This is a genomic window from Cobetia sp. Dlab-2-AX (assembly GCF_024124625.1).
Taxonomy (GTDB): domain Bacteria; phylum Pseudomonadota; class Gammaproteobacteria; order Pseudomonadales; family Halomonadaceae; genus Cobetia.
On sequence record NZ_JAMXRV010000013.1, the window covers coordinates 18,064 to 42,345 of the forward strand.

Consider the following 24,282-nt stretch of genomic DNA (forward strand, 5'->3'; position numbering starts at 1 on the left):
GCCCCGATGCTGGTGGTGCGGCCTGCCGAAAGCCGCGATCTGCTCGCTCTCGAGCGGCTCGCGGCCACGGCCACGCCGCGCCTGACCAATCTGCCGGCACATCGTGACCGCCTCGAGGAGCGCATTCTGCGCTCCCAGCGCAGCCTGCGTGCCGAGATCGACTTCCCGGGCGACGAGATCTACTGCTTCGTGCTGGAAGATCTCGATACCGGTGAAGTGGTCGGTACCGCCTCACTGCGCGCCGAGGCTGGCGCGCGGGAGGCCTACTACACCTATCGTCAGGAGACGCTGATCCACGCCTCGCAGCAGCTCAACGTGCGCCACGAAGTGCAGACGCTGTCGCTGTCGCATGAGGTGTCGGATGCCACGCTGCTGTGCGCGCTGTCGCTGGATGCCCGCTACCGCGAGACGGATGCGGACAGCCTGTTGCGCCGCGCACGCCTGATGTTCATCGCCCAGTACCCGGAACGCTTCGCCACCGAACTGGCGGTGGCCTTCCCGGGCTATCTGGAAACGCGCGACGAGCGTCAGGTCAGCCCGTTCTGGGACAGCGTCGGCCAGCACTTCTTTGATCGTGATTTCAATGAAATCAATCAGATGGCGGGGGTGCGCTCCAAGAGCTTCATCGCCGAGGTCATGCCGCCGTTCCCGCTCTATCTGCCGCTGCTGACGCCCCAGGCGCGCGCCGCCATCGGGCGTGAGAATCCGCGCCATGAGTACGCCATGCAGGAGATGCTCGCCGAGGGCTTCTCGCGCTCGCGTCATGTCGACATCTTCGATGCCGGCCCCTTGCTGCTGGCGGAGTGCGAGCGTCTGCACACCTTCAAGCAGTGCGGTTGGCATCCGGTGCGTATCCGTCCGCAGGAAAGCCTGCCGGATGCGGTGCCGGCGATGGTGGCCAACCAGCGTCTCGGCGATTTCCGCTGCGTGCTGGCGCGCTATGCCCTGACGCCAACCGGCCAGCTGATGCTGACGCCGCAGCAGGCCGAGGTACTGGGCGTGGAAGAGGGGCGTGCGGTGCTTGCCGTGCCGATGCCATTGCCGACGATGGATGAGGGAGAGTTGTAATGCGCATTCGTCCTATCGCTCGACACGATATCGAAGGCCTCAAGGTACTGGCGCGGGAAACCGGTGTCGGCTTCACCTCGCTGCCGGACAATCATGAGTTTCTCAGCGCCAAGATAGAGCGCACCCTGGCCGCCTTCGAGGGCCGCGAACCCGGCGATGATCGCCTGTACTTCTTCGTGCTCGAGGATGATCGCGACGGCAGCATCGCGGGCTGCTGCGCCATCGAGGCCTGCGTGGGCACCGATGCGCCGTTCTATCACTATCGGCTTGGCTCGCTGGCGCACTCCTCGGTGCAGCTCGATCTGCATCGCACCCTGGATACGCTGACGCTGTGCTCCGATCACACCGGTGATGCCGAGGTCTGTTCGCTGTTCCTGCGTGAAGGCTGGCGCAAGGACCGCAACGGCGCGCTGCTCTCCAAGGTGCGCTGGCTGTTCATGGCCCAGTTCCGCGCGGCCTTCCCCGACAAGGTGCTGGCCGAGATGCGCGGTGTCTTCACGCCCGAAGGGCGCAGCCCGTTCTGGGAGTGTCTGGGCAGCCACTTCTTCCCGATGGACTTCAATGAGGCCGACCGCCTCACCGGCATGGGCCAGAAGAGCTTCATCGGCGAGCTGATGCCCAAGTTCCCGATCTATACGCCGTTTCTCTCCGAGCCCGCGCGGGCTGCCATCGGGCAGGTGCATGAGCACACCCGGCCGGCGGTGGCGATGCTCAAGAAGGAAGGGCTGCGCTGGGAAGGCTATGTCGACATCTTCGATGGCGGCCCGACGGTCGAGGCCTATATCGATGATGTGCGCGCCGTGCGTGACAGTCAGCTGGCGAGTGTCGAGGTCATCGCGTCTGATGCTCCGGCCTGCGAGCGTCCCGCCGTGATGGCTGCCACCACCGGCATGGCCGACTTCCGTGCCAGCTGGATCAGCCACGACGTCACCCGGGACGACTCCGGCGCCTGCCATGTGCGTCTGCACCGTGATGAGGCCGAACGCCTGGGCGTCACCGGCGGCGACACGCTGCGCGTGCTGGCCGGCTGAAGCGTCGGCCACGGGCATCCGCTCCTGCGCGCCAACTCGCAGGCGTATACCGCCTTGCGTCCTTTTGCCATCAGCGGGGCAGATCGCCAACTGTCCCGTTACTCCTTGTTCAGCGTCGCTCGCGCGGCGCGCCCTTTCGATGAGGCATGCCATGACCACTACGAATTCGACTCCCGCCACACTCAACGTGCGTCAACAGCTCTTCATCGACGGCGCGTGGCAAGCGGGCGAGGCCGCATCCTTCACCAAGACCGATCCCGTCTCCCACGCACGTCTGTGGCAGGGCGCCGCTGCCACGGCCGAGCAGGTCGAGCAGGCCGTCGCGGCAGCGCGTCAGGCATTCCCGGCCTGGGCACGTCTGGGCTTCGAGGCGCGTCTGGCGGTGGTGGAGCGCTTCCGCGATCAGCTGGAGCAGCACCGCGAAGCGCTGGCGGTCAGCATCGCCAGCGAAACCGGCAAGCCGCTATGGGAAGCACGCACCGAGGTCGGCGCGATGATCGGCAAGATCGCGATCTCGGTGAAGGCCTATCACGAGCGCACCGGCGAGCGTGCCAAGGATGTCGCGGGCACCCAGGCAGTCCTGCGCCACCGTCCGCACGGCGTGATGGCCGTCTTCGGCCCCTACAACTTCCCGGGGCATCTGCCCAACGGCCACATGGTACCGGCGCTGCTGGCGGGCAATGCCTGCGTGTTCAAGCCCTCCGAGCTGACCCCGGCTACCGCCGATCTCACCCTGCAGTGCTGGCAGGCCGCGGGGCTGCCAGCCGGCGTGATCAATCTGGTGCAGGGCGCAGCGGAAGTCGGCCAGGCCCTGTCCCAGTCCGAGGGCATCGATGGGCTGCTGTTCACCGGCAGTGCCAAGGTCGGCAAGCTGCTGCACCGTCAGTTCGCCGGTCAGGTCGGCAAGCTGCTGGCGCTGGAGCTGGGCGGCAACAACCCGCTGGTGGTGCGTGATGTACAGGATGAAGCCGCCGCGGTGCTGGCGATCATCCAGTCGGCCTTCGCCTCGGGCGGTCAGCGCTGTACCTGTGCGCGGCGCTTGATCGTGCCGCAGGGCGAGGTCGGTGATCGTCTGATCGAGACATTGGCCACGGCACTGCGTGAGCTGCGGGTGGCGGGGCAGTTCGCCCAGGAGGCCCCCTTCTATGGCGGCCTGGCAAGCGTCGCCGCGGCCGAGGGTCTGCTCAAGGCGCAGGACGATCTCGAAGCGCTGGGCGGCAACGTCATCGTGCGCATGCAGCAGGTGGAAGAGGGCACCAGTCTGCTCAGCCCGGCGCTAATCGATGTCACCGGCCTTGCGCTCGAGGACGAGGAGTTCTTCGGCCCGCTGCTCAAGATCCACCGCTACGCCGATTGGGACGACGCCATCGCGCTGGCCAACGACACCCGCTACGGCCTCTCGGCCGGGCTGATCGGTGGCGATCGCGCTGACTGGGACGACTTCCTGCTGCGCATTCGCGCGGGCATCGTCAACTGGAACCGCCAGACCACCGGCGCCTCCGGCGATGCGCCCTTCGGTGGCATCGGCGACAGCGGCAACCATCGCCCCAGTGCCTATTACGCCGCCGACTATGTCAGCTATCCGGTCGCCTCGATGGAAGCCGAGGAGCTGGCGCTGCCCGCGAACCTGCCGGCCGGTATCCGTCTGTAAGACCGTCCGTCCGGGCACCGCTGCCGCTTACCCATTGTTGACCACGACGCCTGCCGTGCCTGTTTGCTGAGCTGGCAAGGCGTCGTGGCAGGAGACCTTCATGTCCGACACTTCGTATCAAGAGATCAATTTCGACGGCCTGGTCGGCCCGACCCACAACTACGCCGGCCTGGCGCATGGCAACGTGGCCTCGATGCGTCATGGTGGCCTGGCCTCCAACCCGCGCGAGGCCGCCTTGCAGGGCCTCGACAAGATGAAGTCGCTGGCGGACCTGGGGTATGCACAGGGGATTCTGCTGCCGCAGCAACGCCCGGACCTCGGCGCACTGCGCGACCTCGGCTTCACCGGCAGCAATGCCCAGGTGTTGAAGGCGGCCAGCGAGCAGGCCCCGCAGCTTCTGCGCGCGGTGTGTTCCGCCTCCAGCATGTGGACCGCCAACGCCGCCACCGTCACGCCGTCACGCGACAGTGGTGATGGCCGCGTGCACTTCACGCCGGCCAACCTGCAATCCAGCTTCCACCGCTACCTGGAACCCGCGACCACCGGGCGCATCCTCGGCGCCATCTTCGCCGACGATGGCCACTTCGCGCATCACCCCGCGCTGCCCGCGACGCCGGCCTTCTCCGATGAGGGGGCGGCCAACCATACGCGGCTGTGCGATGGCCACGGCGGTCCTGGCGTGCATCTCTACGTCTACGGCCGCCAGGCCTTCGGCGGTGATGGCGTCGAACCGCGTCGCTATCCGGCGCGTCAGACCCTGGAAGCCAGTCAGGCCGTCGCGCGTCAGCATGGTCTCGGCGAAGACCAGGTGGTGTTCGCCCAGCAGCACCCGGAGGCCATCGATGCCGGTGTCTTCCACAACGACGTCATCGCGGTGGGCAATGGCCCGGTGTTGTTCTATCACGAGCTGGCCTTCCGCAATGAGGAGGCGGTGCTCGAGGAGATTCGCGCCAAGCTGTCCACGCCGCTGATCCCGATCCGTGTACCGTTGGAAGCCGTCAGTCTCGAGGATGCCGTGTCGTCCTATCTGTTCAATTCGCAGCTGCTCTCCAATGACGATGGCAGCATGACGCTGGTGGTGCCGGGCGAGTGTCAGGAGAACGAGGCGGTATGGCATGCGCTGCAGAACGCGATTCTGGCCGGCCCCAACCCGATCGGTGAAGTGCTGGTCAAGGACGTGAAGCAGAGCATGCGCAATGGCGGTGGCCCAGCCTGTCTGCGTCTGCGCGTGGTGCTCAGCGACGCCGAGCGCGCCGCGCTGTCCGGGCGCGTGATGATGAGCGATACGCTGCATGCCGAGCTGGGTGACTGGGTCAAGCGTCACTACCGTGACAGCCTGACGCCGGCAGACCTTGCCGATCCGCAGCTGGCCGAGGAAACCTTGGTGGCACTGGATGAGCTGACGCAGCTGTTGAAGGTTGGCAATGTCTACGCCTTCCAGCGCTGATCGCCCTTGCTGAAGTCCACAACGACACAGCCCCCATCGGTCTCGCCGGTGGGGGCTGTGTCGTTGTGGAGATGTGGTCTGAGAGTTGAGATCTGAGAGGCGGATGGCGTGGCGCGACTCAGGCCAGTCGAGGCTGGACCGCTGCCGTGGGCACACGGCGCACCGGCCAATGCACGATGGCGGCCAGCAGACCGAAGATGCCGCTGGTGATCCACAGCAGGTCGTAGCTGCCGGTCAGCTGATAGACCACACCACCGCCCCAGGCCCCCAGGAAGGCACCGACCTGGTGGGCGGCCAGCACCATGCCGAACACGAAGGCCTGGCGCTTCTGACCGAAGTAGAGTGCGACGGCCTGGCTGGTCAGCGGTACCGTCGACAGCCACAGCACCCCCATGATCGCGCCGAAGGCGTAGAGCAGGGCGCTGCTGGGGGGAATGACCACCATCGCCATCACCAGCGCAGCGCGACACACGTAGATCAGTATCAGCAGCTGTGGCGGGTGGCGGCGGCCGCCCCAGGCCCCGAACAGGATGGTGCCGGCGATATTGAGCGCGCCGATGATCGCCAGCGTGTTGCCGGCCACGTTCAGGGGCAGGCCGCAGGCGACCACGAAATTGGGCAAGTGGGTAGCAATGAAGGCGACGTGCACGCCGCAGACGAAGAAGCCGCCGGCCAGCGCCAGAAAGCGCCGGTCCTGCAGCAGTGGACCCTGGCTCGGGACATCCTCCGCCGGTGTCTCACTGCCGGCCGACGGGCGACGCAGCAACGGCATGGCCATGGGAATCAGCAGCAGACAGCTGGCGCCGAGCGCCAGCATGGCGATCTTCCAGTCGATCAGTACCAGCATCGGGGTCGCGACCGAGTAGATCAGCTGCCCGAAGGAGCCGCCGGCCGAGGCGATACCCAGCCCGATGCCACGATGCCGAAGGGGAACCACGCGCGTGACGGCGGCCAGCACCAGCGGGAAGGTGGTCGCCCCGATGCCGATACCGGCCAGCACGCCGGCGCCCAGCATCCACGCCGTCGGGGTCGGCCAGAGGGCGGTGATACCCATGCCGACCGCGTAGCACAGGCTACCGACCAGAAAGACGCTGAGGGTGCCGACGCGCTCTGACAGCTTGCTGGCGATGGGCGCGGCCAGCCCGAAGACCAGATTCTGGATGGCCAGCGCAAAAGACAGACTCCCCATGCCCCAGGTGAGTTCGCTGGCCATCGGTGGCAGCATGAAGCCCATCGCCTGGCGCGCCCCGGTATTGATGGCGAGAATCAGCGCTGCCAACGCGATCGCTGCCTTCCAGTTCAGTTGCATGTCAGATCTTCATGCCGGCAATCGTTATTGTCGTTGTTCTTGCGGTTCTTGCGGTTCCTGCACCCGGTGCTGGCCATGGGCGGGACGTCCTGCTTGAGGACTCTCGCTACATTAGGGCTCTCGCTACATTTCACTTTATTCTCATAAAAGTACAGATGCCGGAAACGCCACTGTCAGACGCGTCTGCGACACTCTCATCCATACCAGCCAGTCATATGCCTTCGCGGGAGCCCTCGCGCTGGGGCGTTGCCATCGTCCTCGACCGCTACCGCTACCGCCCCTGTCCCGAGGCGGACCGATGTCATGCAAACATCTGCCGATGACAAGGCGTGAAACGCTATACTGTGTCGCATGCAAGACAGCATCTGCATGGTCATGATGAGCTCAGCGACACCACACTGTTTCCTTGATGGCACCATGATGCCTGATCGTGACCTGTAGAATTCACTGGTTCGAATCGTGCCAGGTCCACAGCCCGGGGTCGGTCCCTGACGCCGAACCCACGCCACGTCAGTCAGCTGACGCCATGGCTGGCCACGACTGCCTGCACGCGTTGTCCGAACCCTGCCCCCTGCTTCATGCTCCTGAGGAGAAGCCCTTGGCCAACTTCACTCTGAACGGCAAGGCCGTCAGTCTCGAGGTCGATCCGCAGACCCCGCTGTTATGGGTGCTGCGTGAGCACCTGGGTCTGACCGGCACCAAGTTCGGTTGCGGGATCGCCCAGTGCGGTGCCTGTACCGTACACCTGAATGGCACAGCGGCGCGCACCTGTGTCCTGCCGGTACTGGCAGCCGAGGGTGGTGACATCGTCACCATCGAGGGGCTGGCCGAGAACGATGACCACCCGCTGCAACAGGCCTGGGTCGAGGAGCAGGTACCGCAATGCGGTTACTGCCAGTCCGGCCAGATCATGCAGGCCGCCGACTTCCTCAAGAACACGCCCGACCCCACCGATGAGCAGGTCACCGCCGCCATGGCCGGTAACCTGTGTCGCTGCATGGCCTACGTGCGCATCCATCGCGCAGTGAAGCGTGCCGCCACCATCGCCAGTGAGCGTGCCACCAGCCAGGTGAACGGTCAGCAGACCGACGCCACGGCTGCGACTGCCGGCGTCGGCATCTTCGATCCTCGTGCCACGGCAGGCACCGTGTCCCATTCTGCTGTCGAGGAGACGTCCCATGGCAAGGTTTGATGACAAGCTGGCCGCGCATCAGCGCGAGCTTGCTGCCGCGCACAAGACTTCCTCCAGTCGCGGCGGTATCACGCGGCGTGGCTTCCTGATCGGCAGTGTGGCGGGTTCCACCATGCTGGCCTTCGGCGTGTCAGGCGCGGCGCTGGCCGCCGGGGCAGACGGCAAGGGCTCGGCCAGCGAGACGCTGTCCGCCGGGGCCTTCGAGCCGACCATGTGGTACGCCATTGCCACTGATGGCACCGTCACCGTGCATATCACCAAGTCCGAGATGGGTCAGCACGTCGCTACCAGCCTCGCGCGCCTGGTGGTCGAGGAGCTGGAGGCCGACTGGGACAGCGTCAAGGTCGATTACGTTGACAGCGCCCCCAAGTGGGGCTACATGATCACCGGCGGCAGCTGGTCGGTTCACCAGAGCTACCAGCCGCTGTCACAGGCCGGTGCGGCGGGGCGTATCGCGCTGATAGAGGCGGGCGCTCAGCAGATGGGCGTGGCGGTCGAGAGCTGCAAGGCGCGCAAGGGACGCGTCATCAGTGGCGATCAGTCGCTGGGTTATGGCGAGATCGTCGCGGCGGGGCTGGAGCGCAGTTTCTCCGAGGAGGAGCTTGCAGCCATCGAGCTCAAGCCGGCCTCCGAGCGTCGCGTGCTGGGCACCAGGGGCAACGCGCTGGACGTGCCGCCCAAGACCAACGGTCAGGCCGTCTACGGCATCGACTACACCCTGCCGGCAGAGATCGAGGCGCGTGTCGGCAAGACATTGCATGCGCGCCCGGTGATGCCGCCGAGCCGCTTCGGCTGCAAGGTCACCGCCGTCGATGACAGCGAGGCCCGCAAGGTCATCGGCTATCGCCAGACCATCGAGCTCAAGGACCCGTCCGGCATCTGCCAGGGCTGGCTTGCGGTCATCGCCGACAACTTCTCGGCGGCGATGCGCGCCACCGACCTGCTCAAGGTCGAGTGGAGCAAGGGCGACAGCTATCAGGTCGACGAGACGGCGATCCAGGCCGAGGGCCAGCGTCTGGTCAGCTCGCCGAGCCGTGACAATGGCTCGTTGCTGGTGGATCAGGGCGACCCTGCGCCGCTGCTCGAGAATGCCGCCACCACGGTGGAATCCACTTTCACCACCTCAAGCGTGCTGCACTTCACGCTGGAGCCGGCCAATGCGCTGGCCTACGAAGAGGATGGCCACTGGCACATCCACTGCGGCAACCAGCAGCAGTCCCTGCTGACCTCACTGGTCACCAAGGCGCTGGAGCTCGAGGAAGGCAAGGTCACCCATCACCAGCTGTATCTGGGCGGTGGTTTCGGCCGTCGTCTGCACGGTGACTACGCCGTGCCGGCAGCGCTGGCGGCCAAGGCCGTGGGGCGTCCGGTGAAGATGATCTTCACGCGCCCGGATGACAGCCGCTTCGATTGCGTGCGCTCGCCCTCGGTGCAGCGCCTGCGCTCCGGTCTCGATGCCGAGGGGCGTGTCGTGGCCTCCGAGCACGCCGCCGCCGCCGGCTGGCCGACGGCAGCCCTGATGCCGGCCTTCCTGGCAGAGGCGGTCGAGGGCGGCGGCAAGCTGGACTCCTTCTCCATCAGCGGCGCGGATCACTGGTACAACGTCGGCACCCAGCGTGTCTGGGCGCAGCAGAACAAGGTCGCTCACGAGGCCTTCGTGCCCGGCTACCTGCGCTCGGTCGCACCGGGCTGGACGCTGTGGGCGGTTGAACAGCATATCGATGAGCTGGCGCTGGCGGCCAGCCAGGACCCGGCCGAATTCCGTCTTGCGCTGCTGGACGCCGAAGGCCGCAATGCCGGCAAGGCGCCGGTCAGCACCGGCGGCGCCGACCGTCTGCGCAACGTGCTCAAGCGCGTGATGGAGAAGTCTGGCTGGAGCGAGCGCGACAGCCTGCCGGCAGACACCGGCATGGGCGTGGCATTGAGCTTCGGTCAGGAACGCAGCATGCCGACCTGGGTGGCCTGTGTGGCGCAGGTCAAGGTCGATCGCGGCACGGGCGAGGTCAAGCTCGAGAAGCTGACCAGCGTGGTGGATGCCGGCACGCTGGCGCATCCGGATGGTGCAATGGCGCAGCTGGAAGGCTCGCTCCTGTGGGGCGTCTCGATGGCGCTGCACGAAGGCACCGAATACCGCGAGGGCGGTCCGGTGGCGCAGAATCTGGGCGCCTACCAGCCGCTGCGCATGCATCAGGTGCCGCAGATGGATCTCGAATTCGTCGACAGCACCGAGATGCCGGTCGGTCTCGGCGAGCCGGGCACCACGGTGGTCGCACCGGCGATCGCCAACGCCATTCAGCATGCGGTTGGTGTGCGCCTGCGTGACCTGCCGATGCGTCCGGCGGCGCTCAAGGCCGCGCTCAGCGAGGCCTGACCTTCTCCAGCGAATGGCTCTGAAACCCGCCACTCCGGCATGCCCGGGTGGCGGGTTTCGAGTCTTCAGAGCGTGCGCTGGCTTCTGATATGAGAGATTGTTGATGCAACACCTTGATCTTGAAGTGATCCATCAGGCGATCGACTGGCTGGCACCCGCAGATGGCGAGCCATCTGCGCGTCCGATCTGGCTGTGCACGGTGCTGGCCACCTTCGGCTCCTCGCCGCGTGAGCCGGGCACCTGGCTGGTGGCGCGCGCCGATGGGCAACATCGTGGCTCGCTGTCCGGCGGCTGTGTCGAGGAGGACTTTCTGGCGCGCCTGGCTGACGGGGAATTCACCGCGTCCGCCCAGGTGATCCGCTATGGCGAGGGCGGCCATCAGGGTGCGGGGATTGCCTTGCCCTGTGGCGGCATCCTGGATGTACTGGTCGAGCGCTTCACCGCCTGTGACGCGGATATCGCGCACCTCGAGGCGCTGCGCGCGGCACTCGAGGGCCAGACGCCGCGTCTGCGGCAGGTGATGCTGGAGGGGGATGGCGCGCGTACGCTTGAATGCGACAGCGGGCTGGGGGAACGGGTCGAGCCGCTCAAGGGGCATGCGGTGCAGACGTGCGGCTATCAGCTGCGGGTCGGGCCGGTGGCGCGTCTGCTGCTGGCGGGCCTCTCGCCGGTGGCGGAAGCCTGCGCCGCCTTCGCCGTCAGTCTCGGTTTCGAGGTGATCATCTGTGAGCCACGCGAGGAAGTGCTGGCCGACTGGGAGGCTCGCAAGGCGCCGCTCGAGGGCGTCAGCCTGCGTCGCGAGTTGCCGTCACGCTTCATCGCCGCCGGCGGCTGTCATGCCGCCACCGCCGTGGTCGCACTGACCCACGACCCGCGTATCGATGACCTGGCGATGATCGAAGCGGTACGCCAACCCGCGTTCTATATCGGCGTGATGGGCTCGCTGCGTACCTCAACGGCACGCGCCGAGCGGCTGGCACGCAGCGGTGGGCTCAGTGCCGAGGAGATCGCGCGCATCGTGATGCCGATCGGGCTGAATCTGGGCAGCAAGACACCGGCCGAGATCGCGCTGGCGGTGATGGCCGATATCGTGCGCATCCGCCGTGGCCGCGCTCGCGAGAGCCTGTGAAGCCGCTCAGGAGACAGTCAGGGAGGCCGCCCATGAATGAGTCGATCATCCTGGTCATGGCCGCAGGGCAGAGTCGCCGCTTCGGCAGTGACAAGCGTCAGGCGCGTCTGGCGGATGGCCAGACGCTGCTGATGGCGACGCTGTCGCGGGTCATGTCCTGCGAGGTGGACTGGCGTCTGCTGCTGCGTGAGGACGATGATCCCGCCGCACTGCTGGGAGAGGCGTTCGCATGTGAGCATGCCAGGCGGATCTGGCGTGCGCCACAGGCGGATAACGGACTCGGTGCCAGTCTCGGCGATGCCTTCCGTCAGCTCAGTGATGAGGCTGGATTGGCGCATGTGCAGGTGGCGGCGGTATGGCTGGCGGACATGGCGCAGATCACGGCGCAGACCTTTCATGCCCTGCAGGCCCAGGCCGATGACGTGCATATCGTGCGACCGAGGCTTGACGGCGAGGACAGCAGGCCCGGGCATCCGGTGCTGTTCGGGCGGACGCTGTGGGCAGAACTTGCGGCGCTTGACGGCGGCGAGGGCGCGCGCGAGGTGATCACGCGGCATCTCGAGGCGCTGCGTGAGGTGGCAGTCGGTGATGTCGGTATCCATCACGACATCGACACGCCAGCGATGCTTAAGATCAGAGACTGAGACAGAGGGTCTTAGATAGAGGGACTGAGACTCAGAGGCTGAAACTGAAAGACGTCACGTGCGCTGGAAACAGGCCCCTCCAGACAGCAAAAGGCCCCGTCACTTAATGGTGACGGGGCCTTTTGCTGTCTGCCTATCGCGTTACAGCGTACGCATATCCAGCAGCTTGATGCTCTGGATACGCGGCTCGCCCCAACTCAGGTCGAGCACCCACTCGGCGTCGAAGTGCGTGTGCAGCACGCTGCCATCACGCATGGCGGCGCGGTGCTCACCCCCCATGCGCAGAGTGGCGCTGTCGAGGCTGTTGCGCTGTGCACGCACCCAGCCGAGTGCATGGCCATTGACCAGCAGCTCGCTGCGACGCTGCTCCCAGTTGGCCAGGTACTCGCTGCCGGTCAGGGTTTCATCCAGCAGCTGGATGGAAGCCTCCTCGCCCAGCAGCTCCGACAGTTCGATGGCAGGCGCCATGCGGTTGAGCATGGAGAACCAGCGGTGCGCGAAGTTTTCGAGTTCGGCCTCGAGGGCCAGATCATTGAAGGTATCGGCGTACATGGCACCTGCTCCCGAGTGGGTAGATATTGATGGGCATTATGCCGAGAGTCGTGAGCAGTAAACATGCCACGAACGGAATGGCAGTGTTGCCAACGGGGAGTCAATGCTTCAGCGGTTGCTGAAGCCACGACGCCCCGTGGCATCTTGCCGTTCTTGCCTTTTTCGACGCTGAGGCCGTCAGTGAGCCTGGCGAGCAGACTCGGCATCGCTGTCCGGTGTGGCAGCGTCCTGATCCGACTCACGCTTCTCGACCAGGCGGCGGATACCAACATAGAACAGCGGTGTCAGCAGAAGGCCGAACACGGTGACACCGATCATGCCGGAGAATACCGCCACGCCCATCGCCTGACGCATCTCGCTGCCGGCACCGCTGGCGAGTACCAGCGGCACCACCCCGGCGGTGAAGGCTACCGACGTCATCAGGATAGGGCGCAGACGCAGGCGGCAGGCCGTCAGCACGGCGTCCAGGCGATTCTGGCCTTCATGCTGCTGCTCGCGAGCGAATTCGACCAGCAGGATGGCGTTCTTGCACGCCAGCGCCACCAGCACGATCAAGCCGATCCGCGTGAAGATGTTGTTGTCGCCTCCCGTCAGCCACACGCCGGCCAACGCCGACAGCAGTGTCATTGGCACGATCAGGATGATCGCCAGCGGCAGCGACCAGCTCTCGTACTGGGCGGCCAGCACCAGGAATACCAGCAGCACCACCAGCGGGAAGATGTAGATCATGGTGTTACCGGCCAGCACCTGCTGGTAGGTCACCTCCGTCCACTCGTAGCCGATGCCCTGTGGCAGATTGTCGGCCAGCACTTCCTCGATGGCGGCCTTGGCCTGATCACTGGAGACGCCCGGTGCCGGCGAGCCGTTGATATCGGCGCTGACGAAGGTGTTGTAGTGCATCACGCGGTCCGGGCCGGTGGTCGGTGTCACCTTGATGAAGCTGCCCAGCGGAATCATGCGGCCGTTGTCGCTGCGCACCTTGAGGTTGCGGATGTCATCCGGGTCGAGACGCGCCGACTGCTCGGCCTGGGCGCGTACCTGATAGGTACGCCCGAAGCGGTTGAAGTCATTGACGTACAGCGAGCCCATATAGACCTGCAGGGTTTCGAAGGCACGTTCCACCGGCACGCCCATGATCATCGCCTGCTCGCGATCCAGATCGATGTCGTACTGCGGCACCTGGATGCGGAAGCTGGAGTAGACGCTGCTCAGACGCGGGTCAGCGTTACCCTTGGCGGTGATGGTCTGCACGGCGGCGAACAGCTCATCGAAGCCCTTGTTGCCGCGGTCCTGCAGCTGCAACTTGAAGCCACCCGTGGTGCCCAGGCCCAGAATCGGCGGTGGCGGGAAGACGGCGACGAAGGCCTCGTCGATACCGGCGAATTTCTGGTTCAGCTGAGCGGCGATCGCCTGACCGGAAAGCTCGGGCGACTGACGATCCTTGAAGTCATCCAGCGGTGTGAACAGGATGCCGGAGTTGGAGGCATTGACGAAGCCGTTCACGGAAAGCCCCGGGAAGGCCACGGTGTGCGCCACGCCCGGTGTGTCCAGCGCCAGTGCCTGCATCTCGTCGATGACCTCGGAGGTACGGTCGAGGCTGGCGGCGTCCGGCAGCTGAACCATCGCGACCAGATACTGCTTGTCCTGCCCCGGGATGAAGCCGCCGGGCACGCTGTCGAACAGCTTGCCGGTGGCGCCGAGCAGGGCCAGATAGATAACGCCGACGATGACACCGAAGCGCAGCAGTTTCTTGATCAAGCCGGTATAGCCGTTGGCCATCGCATTGAAGGCACGGTTGAACGGAGCGAACAGCCAGCGACCGAACAGGCCGTCGATGACACGGGTCAGCCAGTCCGGCTTGCTGCCATGCGGCTTGAGCAGCAAGGCGGAGAGCGCCGGTGACAGCGTCAGCGAGTTGAAGGCCGAGATGAGCGTCGAGATGGTGATGGTCAGCGCGAACTGCTTGTAGAACTGACCGCTCAGGCCGCTGATGAAGGCCGTCGGCACGAATACCGCCGTCAGCACCAGCGCGATGGCGATGATCGGACCGGTCACCTCGCGCATGGCGATCCGGGTGGCCTCGATGGGCGAGTGGCCCAGCTCGATGTTGCGCTCGACATTCTCCACCACCACGATGGCGTCATCGACGACGATACCGATGGCAAGCACCAGCCCGAACAGCGACAGCGTATTGATCGACACGCCCATCATCTGCATGACCGCAAACGTCCCGATCAGCGAGACCGGCACCGCGATCAACGGAATGATCGAGGCACGCCAGGTCTGCAGGAACAGGATCACCACGATCACCACCAGCAGGATGGCCTCGAACAGGGTGTCGATGACCGCCTCGATGGAGCCACGCACGAAGACCGTCGGGTCATAGACGATGTCGTAGCTGACGCCATCCGGGAAGGCGTCGGACATCTCGCTCATGCGTTCACGTACGGAATCCGACAGTGCGATGGCATTTGACCCCGGACGCTGGAAGATCGGCATCGCCACGGCATCCTTGCCATCGAGCTTGGCGCGCAGCGAATAGCTGTCGGCGCCCAGTTCGACACGCGCGACATCCTTCAGGCGTGTCAGACGGCCGTCTTCATCGACACGGATGACGATGTTCTCGAATTCCTCGGTGCTTTCCAGACGGCCACGTACATTGAGAAGACGCTGGAACTGGTTGTCGTCAGGCGAGGGCTGAGCACCGACGGAGCCGGCGGCGACCTGCTGGTTCTGCGCACGCAGCGCACTGATCACGTCACCGGCAGACAGGCCTCGCGCCGCCACGGCGTCCGGGTCGAGCCAGACGCGCATCGAGTACTCGCCGGCACCGAACAGCTGTACGTCGCCGACCCCCTCGAGACGGGCGAGATTGTCCTTGAGGTTCAGGCGCGCATAGTTGGACAGCCACAGCTGGTCATAGCGGCCATCCGGGGAGGTCAGGTGGACCACCATCGTCAGATTGGGCGAGGCCTTCTCGGTGGTGATGCCGAGTTGCTGCACTTCCTGCGGCAGACGCGGCGTGGCGCGAGCCACGCGGTTCTGCACCTGGACCTGAGCCTTGTCCAGATCGGTGCCCAGCGCGAAGGTCGCGGTCAGGGTCAGGTTGCCATCGGAGGTCGCCTGGGAATCCATGTACAGCATGCCTTCGACGCCGGTGATTTCCTGTTCCAGCGGCGTGGCCACGGTGGAGCCGATGACCTCCGGGTTGGCGCCCGGATAGTTGGCGCGCACCACCACGGTGGGTGGCACGACTTCGGGATACTCGGAGATAGGCAGCTTGACCAGCGACAGCAAGCCGCCGATGACGATCAGGATCGACAGCACCGCGGCGAAGACCGGGCGCTTGATGAAGAAACCGGAGATGTTCACGAACGACCTCCGGCTGCCTGACGGTCAGCCTCGGCGAGAGTCGCGGCCTTCTGGTCGTTGTCCTGATTCAGCTGGCGGGCAGCTTGCTCCCCCTGCAGGCGGGAGACGCGCGCCGCCAGTGACTTGAGGGCACCGCCATCCTTGATGTCGACCAGCTTGGGGCTGATCGGCATGCCCGGACCTGCCTTGGCGGGGCCAGCCGCCAACACGCGGTCACCGGCGGCCAGGCCATCGGTCACGGCGCGCAGCGTGCCGAAGCGCGGACCGGTGCTGATGCCACGGTAGGCGAGGGTGTCGTTCTCATCGACCACCAGGACGAACTGACGGTCCAGGTCGGTGCCGATGGCGCGTTCCGGAATCAGTACGGCATCTCGGATCTCGGGTGAGGCGATACGCAGGCGCGCGAAGGCACCCGGACGTAGAGCGGGATCATCGGCATTGAAGGTGGTGCCGATGCGCAGGGTGCCGGTATCGATGTCGACACTGTTGTCGATGAAGTCGAGCTCACCGTGGAAGGGGAAGTCTTCCTGTCCGGCCAGCTGCAGTTCCACCGGCAGATGGTCCTCGGCGGTGACATGCGCGAAGTCCTTGTTCCAGGTCAGCTCGCTGATGTCGATATAGGCGTCCAGCTGACGGGTCTCGACCAGCGTGGTCAACACGCTTTCCCCCGCCTGTACCGTGTTGCCACGCGTGATGCGCGCATTGGACAGGCGGCCGTCGATCGGGGCGCGGATGGTGGCGTAGTCCAGATCCAGGCGCGCACGCTCCAGCTGAGCGATGGCACCCTTGAGTTGAGCGTTCAGACCGGTGGCATTGGTGCTGCGCGAATCGGCCTCCTCGCGGGAGATCAGGTTGCGCTTGACCAGGCTGGCGGCACGACCGGACTCGCTGCGCGCGTTGGCCAGTTCGGCCTTGAAGCGCGCGACATCGGCTTCCAGTCGCTCGACCTCAGCCTTGAAGGGGCGCTGATCAAGACGTACCAGCGGCGTGCCGGCGCTTACCTGGCTGCCTTCGGTGAACAGCACTTCTTCGACTTCGCCGCTCACGCGTGGGCGCAGTTGTACGCGCTGGGGAGATTCCAGGCGCGTGGTGTAGGTGTGCCAGGCCGCCACCGGCTGCGAGATGGCAGCGACGACTTCCATCGTGGGGGGCGTCTGTTGCGCGCTGTCGTTCGCTTCACCACTGCCTTCACTGCAGGCGCTGAGCGTCAGCAGGCCGCCGAGGGTCAGCAGCAGGGAAGAAGCGATACGGGAAAGGCGCGCCGGACGTGAGTTCAGTCTCGACATGGGAATCTACCGTTGCAGAAAGAGTTGCAAGGCATCCTAGAGAGACTGCGCATTATCGATAAGTCCCATCAGACACACTGCTTTGATGCTGAAATTGCACCAATTGTGCAGATGGCGGTGATTCAACGCGCAATGTTGAGTGCCAGTACGGGACATTCTGCGCCCGTGGTGATGGCGCAGGGGGGCATCTGTCCGTTTCCCGGCACTGGCGTGATGCGACAAGCCCCGCGGCCTGAGGCTTGCGGGGCTTGTCGTCTTGCCTGTCACCTGTATCAGTCAGCACTCATATCATGAGCCTGTCAGGGAGCGTTTACTGTTTCTCGCCGAAGTACTTGGTGTGGATGGTGTCGTAGGTGCCATCGGCCTTCAGCTCGGCCAGGGCGCCGTTGATCTGCTCGGCCAGGTCCTTGTCACGCTTGCGCATGGCGATACCGAAGCCGTCGCCGAAGTATTTCTTGGGCTCGGTGACCACTTCACCCACGGCCTTGTAGTTACCGTTGCCGCCGTCGATCAGGGTGGACTTGCCGACCGGGAAATCGAGGAAGGCGATATCGAGGCGACCCGCGTCCATGTCCAGCACCAGGTCATCGGCGGTGGTGTAGCGTTTGACCTCGGCATTCTTGCCATAGAGATCAGTGACGTAGTTGTCCTGCAGGGTACCGCGCTGCACGCCGATGGCCTTGCCGGCCAGGGCCTCGGTGGAGGTGGCGCTCAGCTCGCTGTCGGACGGGGCGAACCAGGCGGACGGCGGGGTGATGTAGCTGTCGGAGAACAGCACCTTCTCGCGGCGTTCCTCATTGATGGTCATCGAGGACATGATGGCGTCGTACTTGCGCGCCATCAGGCCGGGAATGATGCCGTCCCATGCCTGGATGACCCACTCGCAGTCGCGGTTGATCTTCGCGCAGATGGCATTGCCCAGTTCGATATCGAAACCGGTCAGCTCACCGTCGGGTGTCTTGTACTCCATCGGCTCGTAGGGCACGTCGACGCCGATGCGCAGCGATTCGGCCGCCTGAGCGCCACCGGCCATCAATGCTGCACCCAGCAGGGAGATTCCCAGAAGCTTCTTCATGTCAGTCCCATCCATCATTGTTGTTGGTCATACTGGCTGATCAGTGGCATCAGACACTCCCTCCTGAACACCAGTCGTCTGAGTCGGGAACATAAGGGGGTGTGTCATGCCAGTGGCTCCACACTAGCCCAGACCGAGGCTGTGGTGAAGAGGGTCAATGGATAAATTCAAACGGTCGTTAAACGAGATGAATTCCTGCCGTTATCTCCTGATATGAAAAAAGCGCCCTCCAAAGGGCGCTTTTGACGTTCAGCTTAATGGTTTCAAGTGTGCCAGCAGGCGTTTCTCCAATTGCCGGAATATAGCAATGATGGTGAAGGTCAGGCACAGGTAGATGGCGGCGACGAACAGGAAGGCCTCGAAGGGCGCGTAGAAGCGTGCGTAGATGTCACGCGCGGCGCCGGTGAGGTCCAGCAGCGTCACCACACTGCAGATGGCACTGGCATGCAGCATGAAGATGACTTCATTGCCGTAGGCCGGCAGTGCCCGACGGAAGGCACTGGGCAGAATGATGCGACGCATCATCTTGCCGCGTGACATGCCGTAGGCGCGGGCGGCTTCCATCTCGCCCTTGGGGGTCGACTGGATGGCACCGTGGAAGATCTCGGTGGTGTAGGCCGCGGTATTGAGCACGAAGGCCAGCAGCGCCGGCACGAAGGGATCACGGAAGTAATCCCATAGCCAGGTCTCCTGGATGCTGGGCACATGCACGCTGGTCACGCCCAGCGAGATGTCGAAGCCGTCGAAGAACACTACGCCGTAGTAGATCAGATAGAGCTGGATCAGCAGCGGCGTGCCACGGAAGACATAGGTGTAGAGATAGACCGGCATCTTCACCCAGCGACGGCGCGAACCGCGCATGATCGCCAGTGGTACGGCCAGTATCAGGCCGATGAGCAGCGCCAGACACACCAGCTGTACGGTGGTGACCAGCCCTTCCCAGTAGTGCCAGAGGGTGGTCGCGGTGAAGATGTAGTTGTCGCTCAGCGCATCCTCGAGCATCCGGCCCAGCTGGGCGATGACGCCTGAGGAGCCTGCCTCATTCAGTTGTTCCATGCGCTGGCCTCCCCGAATCCGGCGTTATAGCGCTGCTTGAGACGTGCCAGCCCCCACTCGGACACGGTGGCGATCAGCAGATAGCCCGCCGCGACCGGCAACAGAAAGGTGAAGGGCTCGTGGGTCGCCTTGGCGGCCTCACTGGCGACACGCACCATGTCGACCAGCCCGATCACCGACACCAGGGCGGTGGTCTTGAGCAGTACCATCCAGTTGTTGCCCAGCCCCGGCAGGGCGTGACGCATCATCAACGGGAAGCGAATTCGCTTGAAGACCTTCCAGTTGCTCATGCCATAGGCCCGCCCGGCTTCGATCTGACCGGCATCCACCGCCATGAAGGCGCCACGGAAGGTTTCGCCCATGTAGGCACCGAAGATGAAGCCGATGGTGACGACGCCGGCAGTGAACTCATCGACATTGACGAAGACGTCGATGTCGTAGCTGTCGTACAGCCAGTCGGTGACCATGTTGATGCCGATCTGGCCGCCGAAGAACAGCAGCAGCATCAGCACGATGTCCGGTACGCCGCGGATGATGGTGGTATAGAGCATCGCGAGCCAGCGCAGAGGTGTGGAGCGCGACATCTTGGCCGTCGCCGTCAATAGCCCCAGCGCGATGGCCAGCAGCTGGGCCAGCACGGCCAGCTGCACCGTGACCCAGGCACCTTCCAGCAGGCTGGGCCCGTAGCCTTGTAGGTCAATCATGGGAAATCTCCCGTGAAGCGCCGAATAACCCGTTCAGCGGCTTACTGGTGGTTGTCGGACGCGGTGGCGGCGCTGGCGAAGTACTTGTCGTTGAGACGCTTGAGCGTGCCATCGGCCTTGAGCGCTTCCAGGGCACCATCGATGGCCTTCTTGAGGTCGCGGTCGCGCTTCTTCATGGCGATGCCGAAGCCGTCGCCGAAGTACTTCTTCGGCTCGCTGATGGCGCTGCCGGTGTTGACGAAGTTGCCGTCATTGGCGTCGACCAGGGTGTCCTGACCGACCGGCAGGTCCAGGAAGGCGACATCGACGCGGCCGCTGTCCATGTCAAGCGCCAGGTCATCGAGCTTGGTGTAGCGGCGCACTTCTGCCGTACGGCCGTAGAGGTCGGTGACGTAGTGATCCTGCAGGTTGCCGCGTTGCACCCCGATCACCTTGCCCTTGAGGGCCTCGGCATCGAGGCTGTCCGCGCCCGCCAGCGGGCTATCCGCCTTGACGAACCAGCCGGACGGCGGCGTGAAGTAGGGCTCGGAGAACAGCACCTGACGCTCACGCTCCGGATTGATGGTCAGCGCCGACATGATGACGTCGTACTTGCGCGCCATCAGGCCCGGGATGATGCCGTCGAAGTCCTGCTCGGTCCATTCGCAGTGAGTGGCGAGCTGGGCGCAGATGGCGTTGCCCAGTTCGATCTCGAAGCCGGTCAGCTCACCGCTGGGCAGCTTGTAGCCGAAGGGCGCGTAGGGCACGTCGATGCCCAGGCGCAGCGGGTCCGGCACATCGGCCGCCTGAACGGCGCTGGTGGTGATGGCGAAGCTGGAGAGACCGAGGGTGAGGCCCAGCAGGGCACGTGTCGCGAACTGTTTCATTGCTTGTCATTCCTGAAGTCTTGGACACCTCGAGGCCTTTCGTTGGCGTGGCGCTCGCGGTGCTGAATCATGTGCCGGTCACGGGATCACCGTGCCGGATCTGCCACAGGCCGAGCGGTTGGCTCAGCGATGGGCCAAGGGCCATTCATCAGTACTGGTGATCAGGGCGCTTGCTCAGTACTTGGGCGCCAGGAACTGCTTGAGGCGCTCCGACTGGGGATTGCCCAGCACGTCTTCCGGCTTGCCGGCTTCCTCGACCAGTCCCTGATGCAGGTAGACCACCTGGCTCGAGACATCCCGCGCAAAGCTCATCTCGTGGGTCACCACCACCATGGTGCGGCCTTCCTCGGCCAGGTCACGCATGACCTTGAGCACGTCACCGACCAGTTCCGGGTCGAGGGCCGAGGTCGGCTCGTCGAACAGCATCACCTCCGGCTCCATCGCCAGCGCGCGCGCGATGGCGCCGCGCTGCTGCTGGCCACCGGACATCTGCGCCGGATAGTAGTCTGCGCGCTCGAGCAGGCCGACGCGGTCCAGCAGGCTGCGTGCGTGGGCGATGGCTTCCTTCTTCGGCTTGCCGAGCACGTGGATCGGCGCCTCGATGACATTTTCCAGCAGCGTCATGTGCGACCACAGATTGAAGCCCTGGAAGACCATCGACAGGCGCGCGCGCATGCGCTCGACCTGACGCCAGTCCATCGGTTCACGGCCACGGCGGCTTTCCTTGAAGCCGATCTGTTCGCCATGCACGAAGATGTCGCCACCGTCCGGCTGTTCCAGCAGGTTCATGCAGCGCAGAAAGGTGCTCTTGCCGGAACCGGACGCACCGATCAGTGTGATGACATCACCCTTGTGTGCTTGCAGCGACAAGCCCTTGAGCACCTGATTGGTGCCGAAGGACTTGGTGATGTTGCGGACCTCGAGAGGCAGCGCGTCGCTGCTCGGGCTCTCGGCCACGGAAGATCTCATGGTCATGCAGTTACTCCAATCCGGACGTTGCCAGCCCTGGGGGCAATGACACGCCACGAGTCCGCCGCGGGGCGGTCGGGCTCGGGATACAGGTTCGTTGCCGACATGGCACGGCTGCCTGGCACTGCCTTCACTGCCACTCGCTGACTTGCGCGACGCAGACGTGGTGAGGCGGCAAGGCGTGGCATGGGAGGAGTGGCGGAGAATGCCGTCAGGGGCATGGCCAGTTCCTCACGATCAGTCCGATTGATCGTCGTTCTCGCTGCCAGTGACCGTCTACAACAGGCCAAGAATGCCTGTGCTTGCATGTCGTGGACGGGAAAGGGGGCCGATTCTACCAGCTCAACGCAGGGTTCACCGCTATCTGGCGTGGAGGAATATTACGACTTTGGTGGAGCGTGCAAGGACGCACGTGGATGCCGTCCGGCAGTGGGGGAGGAGTCTTCATGATCAAGGTCGCCTGTTGTCGTTGTAGTCAAGGCTTTCGTCAGTGCAATCGCGCCGTCGTGCTGCGCCCTGCGGGAAGTGGGCGGGCAGAATGTCGGCGCTTGTAGTTCAGTGTCTGGGAACTCAGTCTGTCGGTGTCGAACTCTCGGCCAGCAGCAGGGCGGCGCGGGCGCCTATCTCCACCTTCGCGTTGGGGAAGACTACCCGCAGTGGCGTATCGCCGATGATGCAGGGGCCAGCAGCGGCGTCTTCGGCCACCACGCTGCCGGGGGCGAAGGCGGTGAAGTTGGCGACATCCTCGCTGAAGCACAGCGTGAAGTTGGCTGACTGACGCATCAATTCCACTTCCACCGTGAAGTAGTCGATGGCCTTGGGGTCCGCTTCGGCGGGCGCCGTGCCGGTCGCCAGCGCCGCGAGCAGGGCTTTCATCGGTGCGAGCGCCGCCATGTCGTTGGTGCCGAACGGGCGTACCTGGCCCAGCTCCAGCGTGAAGGCGTCGGCATCATGGTAGTGGCGCGAATAGTGCGAGAAGGTCCAGCTGTGCTGATGCTGGTGCAGCACGGCCTGGATGCCGGCGGCGCTCAATATCGGCCACTGCGCTGCGCTGATGGCATCGCCATCACTGAAGGGCACCACCGCGAAGCGCGGATAGAGGCTGTCGCGGATGGCGGTGTGCATGTCGTAGTGCAGACGGCGCGTGCCCTCGGTCAGCGGGAAGCGAGCATAGAAGGTGTCCACGGCCGCCATCAGCTGACGCGCGCGCGCCGGCTCATCATCCGACGGGCAGTCGTTGGCCGTGACACTGGCCTCGGCGCGCTTGAACAGCCGATTGAGATTGGTGGTGATGAAGCGCTCGCCACTGCGGATGGCGGGCAGGTTGCCCAGAATCAGCAGCAGTGGCGCCCCGACGATCAGATGACCGCTTTCCAGGCCTGCGATCAGTTCACCGAGCAGTTCGATGGGGGCGGTCTCGTTGCCGTGGATGCCGGCGGAGATCACGCACGGGCGCGCCTCGGGCCCCATGACGTCGGGGGTGATCTCCAGCACGCCGGGCGCGACGATCTCATAGCGGCCGCCGGGGATACGGCCCATGCCACGGGCGCTGGCGTGGCCTTCGAGTGTCAGGTCTAGCCAGTCGGCAATCACGAGGCAGTCGGCTCCTGGCGGACATTGGTGGATTCGAAGATCTTGTCGGCGCTGGCGGCCACGAAGCCCTGATACAGCTCGCCATCGGCATCGGGGTAGCGGCGCGCGAACTCGTAGTAGCAGGTGGAGATCTCATGCTCCTCGCCACCGGCGAAGGTGAAGGTCTGGCGGTCAGCAAGGGTGGAGGCCTGCTCCAGCAGCACCTCGGGCGAGCCCTTGATGCGTCCTCCGGCCGGATTGATGCCAAGGCCAAGCGCCTCGACACGCGCCAGCACCTTGTCGAGGGTGTCGTGACGTTCGAGCGCGTTGACGCTGATGGTGAAGTGGTTGGCGCGCAGGCCGATGATCGATAGCCAGGCGGCATATTCGCTCTCTTCCATCAGACGCTGATACTGCTCGAAGCTGGGCGCCTTCCACAGGCGGCCCGACCACAGCACGGAGGGCTGGGTGGCGGCATCCGGCGAGATCTGGCTGACCAGGCCATCGATGATCGCCTGGGCGCGCTCGGACAGCTCGTGGCATTTCAGCTCGGAGAGAAAGACGCGCGGCATGTCGGGAGATGGCGGTAGATAGCCGAAGGCGCGCAGTTTCTTCTCGCGGAAATCATAGGGTGCGAAGCGGGTGTAGCCCAGCGCCAGCAGGTGAGGCTCCAGCGCGCTCAGGGTGATCGGCCCGCGATCGAAGGTGCGGAAGGCGACGTGGTCGTTGACGATGGTCTCGCCGTCAGCGATGAAGGCATCCTGGATCTTTTGGGCCTGGGGCGTCATGGCGACGTAGTCATCCCACAGGGCGCTGAAGAACTGCTGGATATCCATGGCACGGGCTCCCTCTGAACTGAGTAGCCCAGTGCAGCGAGGCATCACTGGCACTGGGCGACAGCATCAAACGATTGGCGTCAGGGTGGCGAACTCGGCGAGGCGCTACCCCGGAAGATTGTCAGCTCACCATTGGCGAGCCACACGCGCGT

Annotated in this window: 18 protein-coding genes and 1 pseudogene; 8 read left to right on the forward strand and 11 right to left on the reverse strand. The window is 64.8% G+C overall.

The genetic code is table 11. From position 1 onward, the window contains the following. The first annotated feature begins 6 nt into the window (after positions 1-6). From NH396_RS16065 to astB, 4 genes are all read left to right on the forward strand, one after another. Positions 7-1,068 carry an arginine N-succinyltransferase gene (locus NH396_RS16065; RefSeq protein WP_043334469.1) on the forward strand — a complete coding sequence of 354 codons (1,062 nt, stop codon included), beginning with the start codon at positions 7-9 and terminating at the stop codon, positions 1,066-1,068. Next, on the forward strand, positions 1,068-2,099 hold the full coding sequence (astA, locus tag NH396_RS16070) for an arginine N-succinyltransferase (protein ID WP_253064891.1): 1,032 nt from the start codon (positions 1,068-1,070) through the stop codon (positions 2,097-2,099). The genes NH396_RS16065 and astA overlap by 1 nt, the downstream gene beginning before the upstream one ends. Before the next feature lie 151 nt (positions 2,100-2,250). After that, positions 2,251-3,750 carry a succinylglutamate-semialdehyde dehydrogenase gene (gene astD, locus NH396_RS16075; protein WP_253064893.1) on the forward strand — a complete coding sequence of 500 codons (1,500 nt, stop codon included), beginning with the start codon at positions 2,251-2,253 and terminating at the stop codon, positions 3,748-3,750. A 100-nt stretch (positions 3,751-3,850) separates the two neighbouring features. Further along, complete coding sequence (gene astB / locus NH396_RS16080) at positions 3,851-5,197, forward strand: N-succinylarginine dihydrolase (RefSeq protein ID WP_253064895.1); 1,347 nt, start codon at positions 3,851-3,853, stop codon at positions 5,195-5,197. A 118-nt stretch (positions 5,198-5,315) separates the two neighbouring features. On the opposite strand, the gene NH396_RS16085 is transcribed toward astB, so the two are convergent. After that, entirely contained in the window at positions 5,316-6,506 is a 1,191-nt protein-coding gene (locus tag NH396_RS16085) for an MFS transporter (protein ID WP_253064897.1), read from the reverse strand. Between the two features lie 598 nt (positions 6,507-7,104). Here NH396_RS16085 and NH396_RS16090 point away from each other — a divergent pair. The 4 genes and pseudogenes from NH396_RS16090 to NH396_RS16105 form a co-directional block, all read left to right on the forward strand. Further along, positions 7,105-7,551: pseudogene (locus NH396_RS16090) on the forward strand ((2Fe-2S)-binding protein); the annotation flags it as partial. A gap of 133 nt (positions 7,552-7,684) precedes the next feature. Beyond that, a complete protein-coding gene (locus NH396_RS16095) occupies positions 7,685-10,069 on the forward strand; it encodes a molybdopterin cofactor-binding domain-containing protein (RefSeq protein WP_253064899.1) in 2,385 nt (794 codons plus the stop codon). Positions 10,070-10,172: 103 nt separating this feature from the next. Continuing rightward, on the forward strand, positions 10,173-11,198 hold the full coding sequence (locus NH396_RS16100) for an XdhC family protein (protein ID WP_253064901.1): 1,026 nt from the start codon (positions 10,173-10,175) through the stop codon (positions 11,196-11,198). Positions 11,199-11,230: 32 nt separating this feature from the next. After that, positions 11,231-11,842, forward strand: a complete 612-nt coding sequence (locus tag NH396_RS16105; RefSeq protein WP_253064903.1) for a nucleotidyltransferase family protein — start codon at positions 11,231-11,233, stop codon at positions 11,840-11,842. Between the two features lie 141 nt (positions 11,843-11,983). Here NH396_RS16105 and NH396_RS16110 read toward each other — a convergent pair whose 3' ends face one another. The 10 genes from NH396_RS16110 to NH396_RS16155 form a co-directional block, all read right to left on the reverse strand. Further along, complete coding sequence (locus NH396_RS16110) at positions 11,984-12,394, reverse strand: hypothetical protein (RefSeq protein WP_253064905.1); 411 nt, start codon at positions 12,392-12,394, stop codon at positions 11,984-11,986. Between the two features lie 177 nt (positions 12,395-12,571). After that, positions 12,572-15,766: a multidrug efflux RND transporter permease subunit gene (locus NH396_RS16115; protein WP_253064907.1), complete on the reverse strand. Its 3,195-nt coding sequence runs from the start codon at positions 15,764-15,766 to the stop codon at positions 12,572-12,574. Further along, positions 15,763-17,052 (reverse strand): efflux RND transporter periplasmic adaptor subunit, encoded by a 1,290-nt coding sequence (locus tag NH396_RS16120; RefSeq protein WP_253064909.1) that lies wholly within the window; start codon positions 17,050-17,052, stop codon positions 15,763-15,765. Before NH396_RS16120 ends, NH396_RS16115 begins: the two co-directional genes overlap by 4 nt. A gap of 310 nt (positions 17,053-17,362) precedes the next feature. After that, positions 17,363-18,127, reverse strand: a complete 765-nt coding sequence (locus tag NH396_RS16125) for a transporter substrate-binding domain-containing protein (RefSeq protein ID WP_253064911.1) — start codon at positions 18,125-18,127, stop codon at positions 17,363-17,365. A gap of 249 nt (positions 18,128-18,376) precedes the next feature. Beyond that, positions 18,377-19,129, reverse strand: a complete 753-nt coding sequence (locus NH396_RS16130; RefSeq protein WP_225348169.1) for an ABC transporter permease — start codon at positions 19,127-19,129, stop codon at positions 18,377-18,379. A 41-nt stretch (positions 19,130-19,170) separates the two neighbouring features. Continuing rightward, positions 19,171-19,887 (reverse strand): ABC transporter permease, encoded by a 717-nt coding sequence (locus NH396_RS16135; protein WP_176677830.1) that lies wholly within the window; start codon positions 19,885-19,887, stop codon positions 19,171-19,173. Positions 19,888-19,928: 41 nt separating this feature from the next. After that, a complete protein-coding gene (locus NH396_RS16140) occupies positions 19,929-20,753 on the reverse strand; it encodes a transporter substrate-binding domain-containing protein (RefSeq protein WP_253064913.1) in 825 nt (274 codons plus the stop codon). A gap of 174 nt (positions 20,754-20,927) precedes the next feature. Further along, a complete protein-coding gene (locus NH396_RS16145) occupies positions 20,928-21,710 on the reverse strand; it encodes an ATP-binding cassette domain-containing protein (RefSeq protein ID WP_366071756.1) in 783 nt (260 codons plus the stop codon). A gap of 582 nt (positions 21,711-22,292) precedes the next feature. Further along, the gene (locus NH396_RS16150; protein ID WP_253064915.1) at positions 22,293-23,315 is read right to left on the reverse strand and encodes a succinylglutamate desuccinylase; all 1,023 of its coding nucleotides are present in this window, start codon (positions 23,313-23,315) and stop codon (positions 22,293-22,295) included. Further along, a complete protein-coding gene (locus NH396_RS16155; protein ID WP_253064917.1) occupies positions 23,312-24,130 on the reverse strand; it encodes a DUF1338 domain-containing protein in 819 nt (272 codons plus the stop codon). The genes NH396_RS16150 and NH396_RS16155 overlap by 4 nt, the downstream gene beginning before the upstream one ends. Positions 24,131-24,282 lie beyond the last annotated feature (152 nt).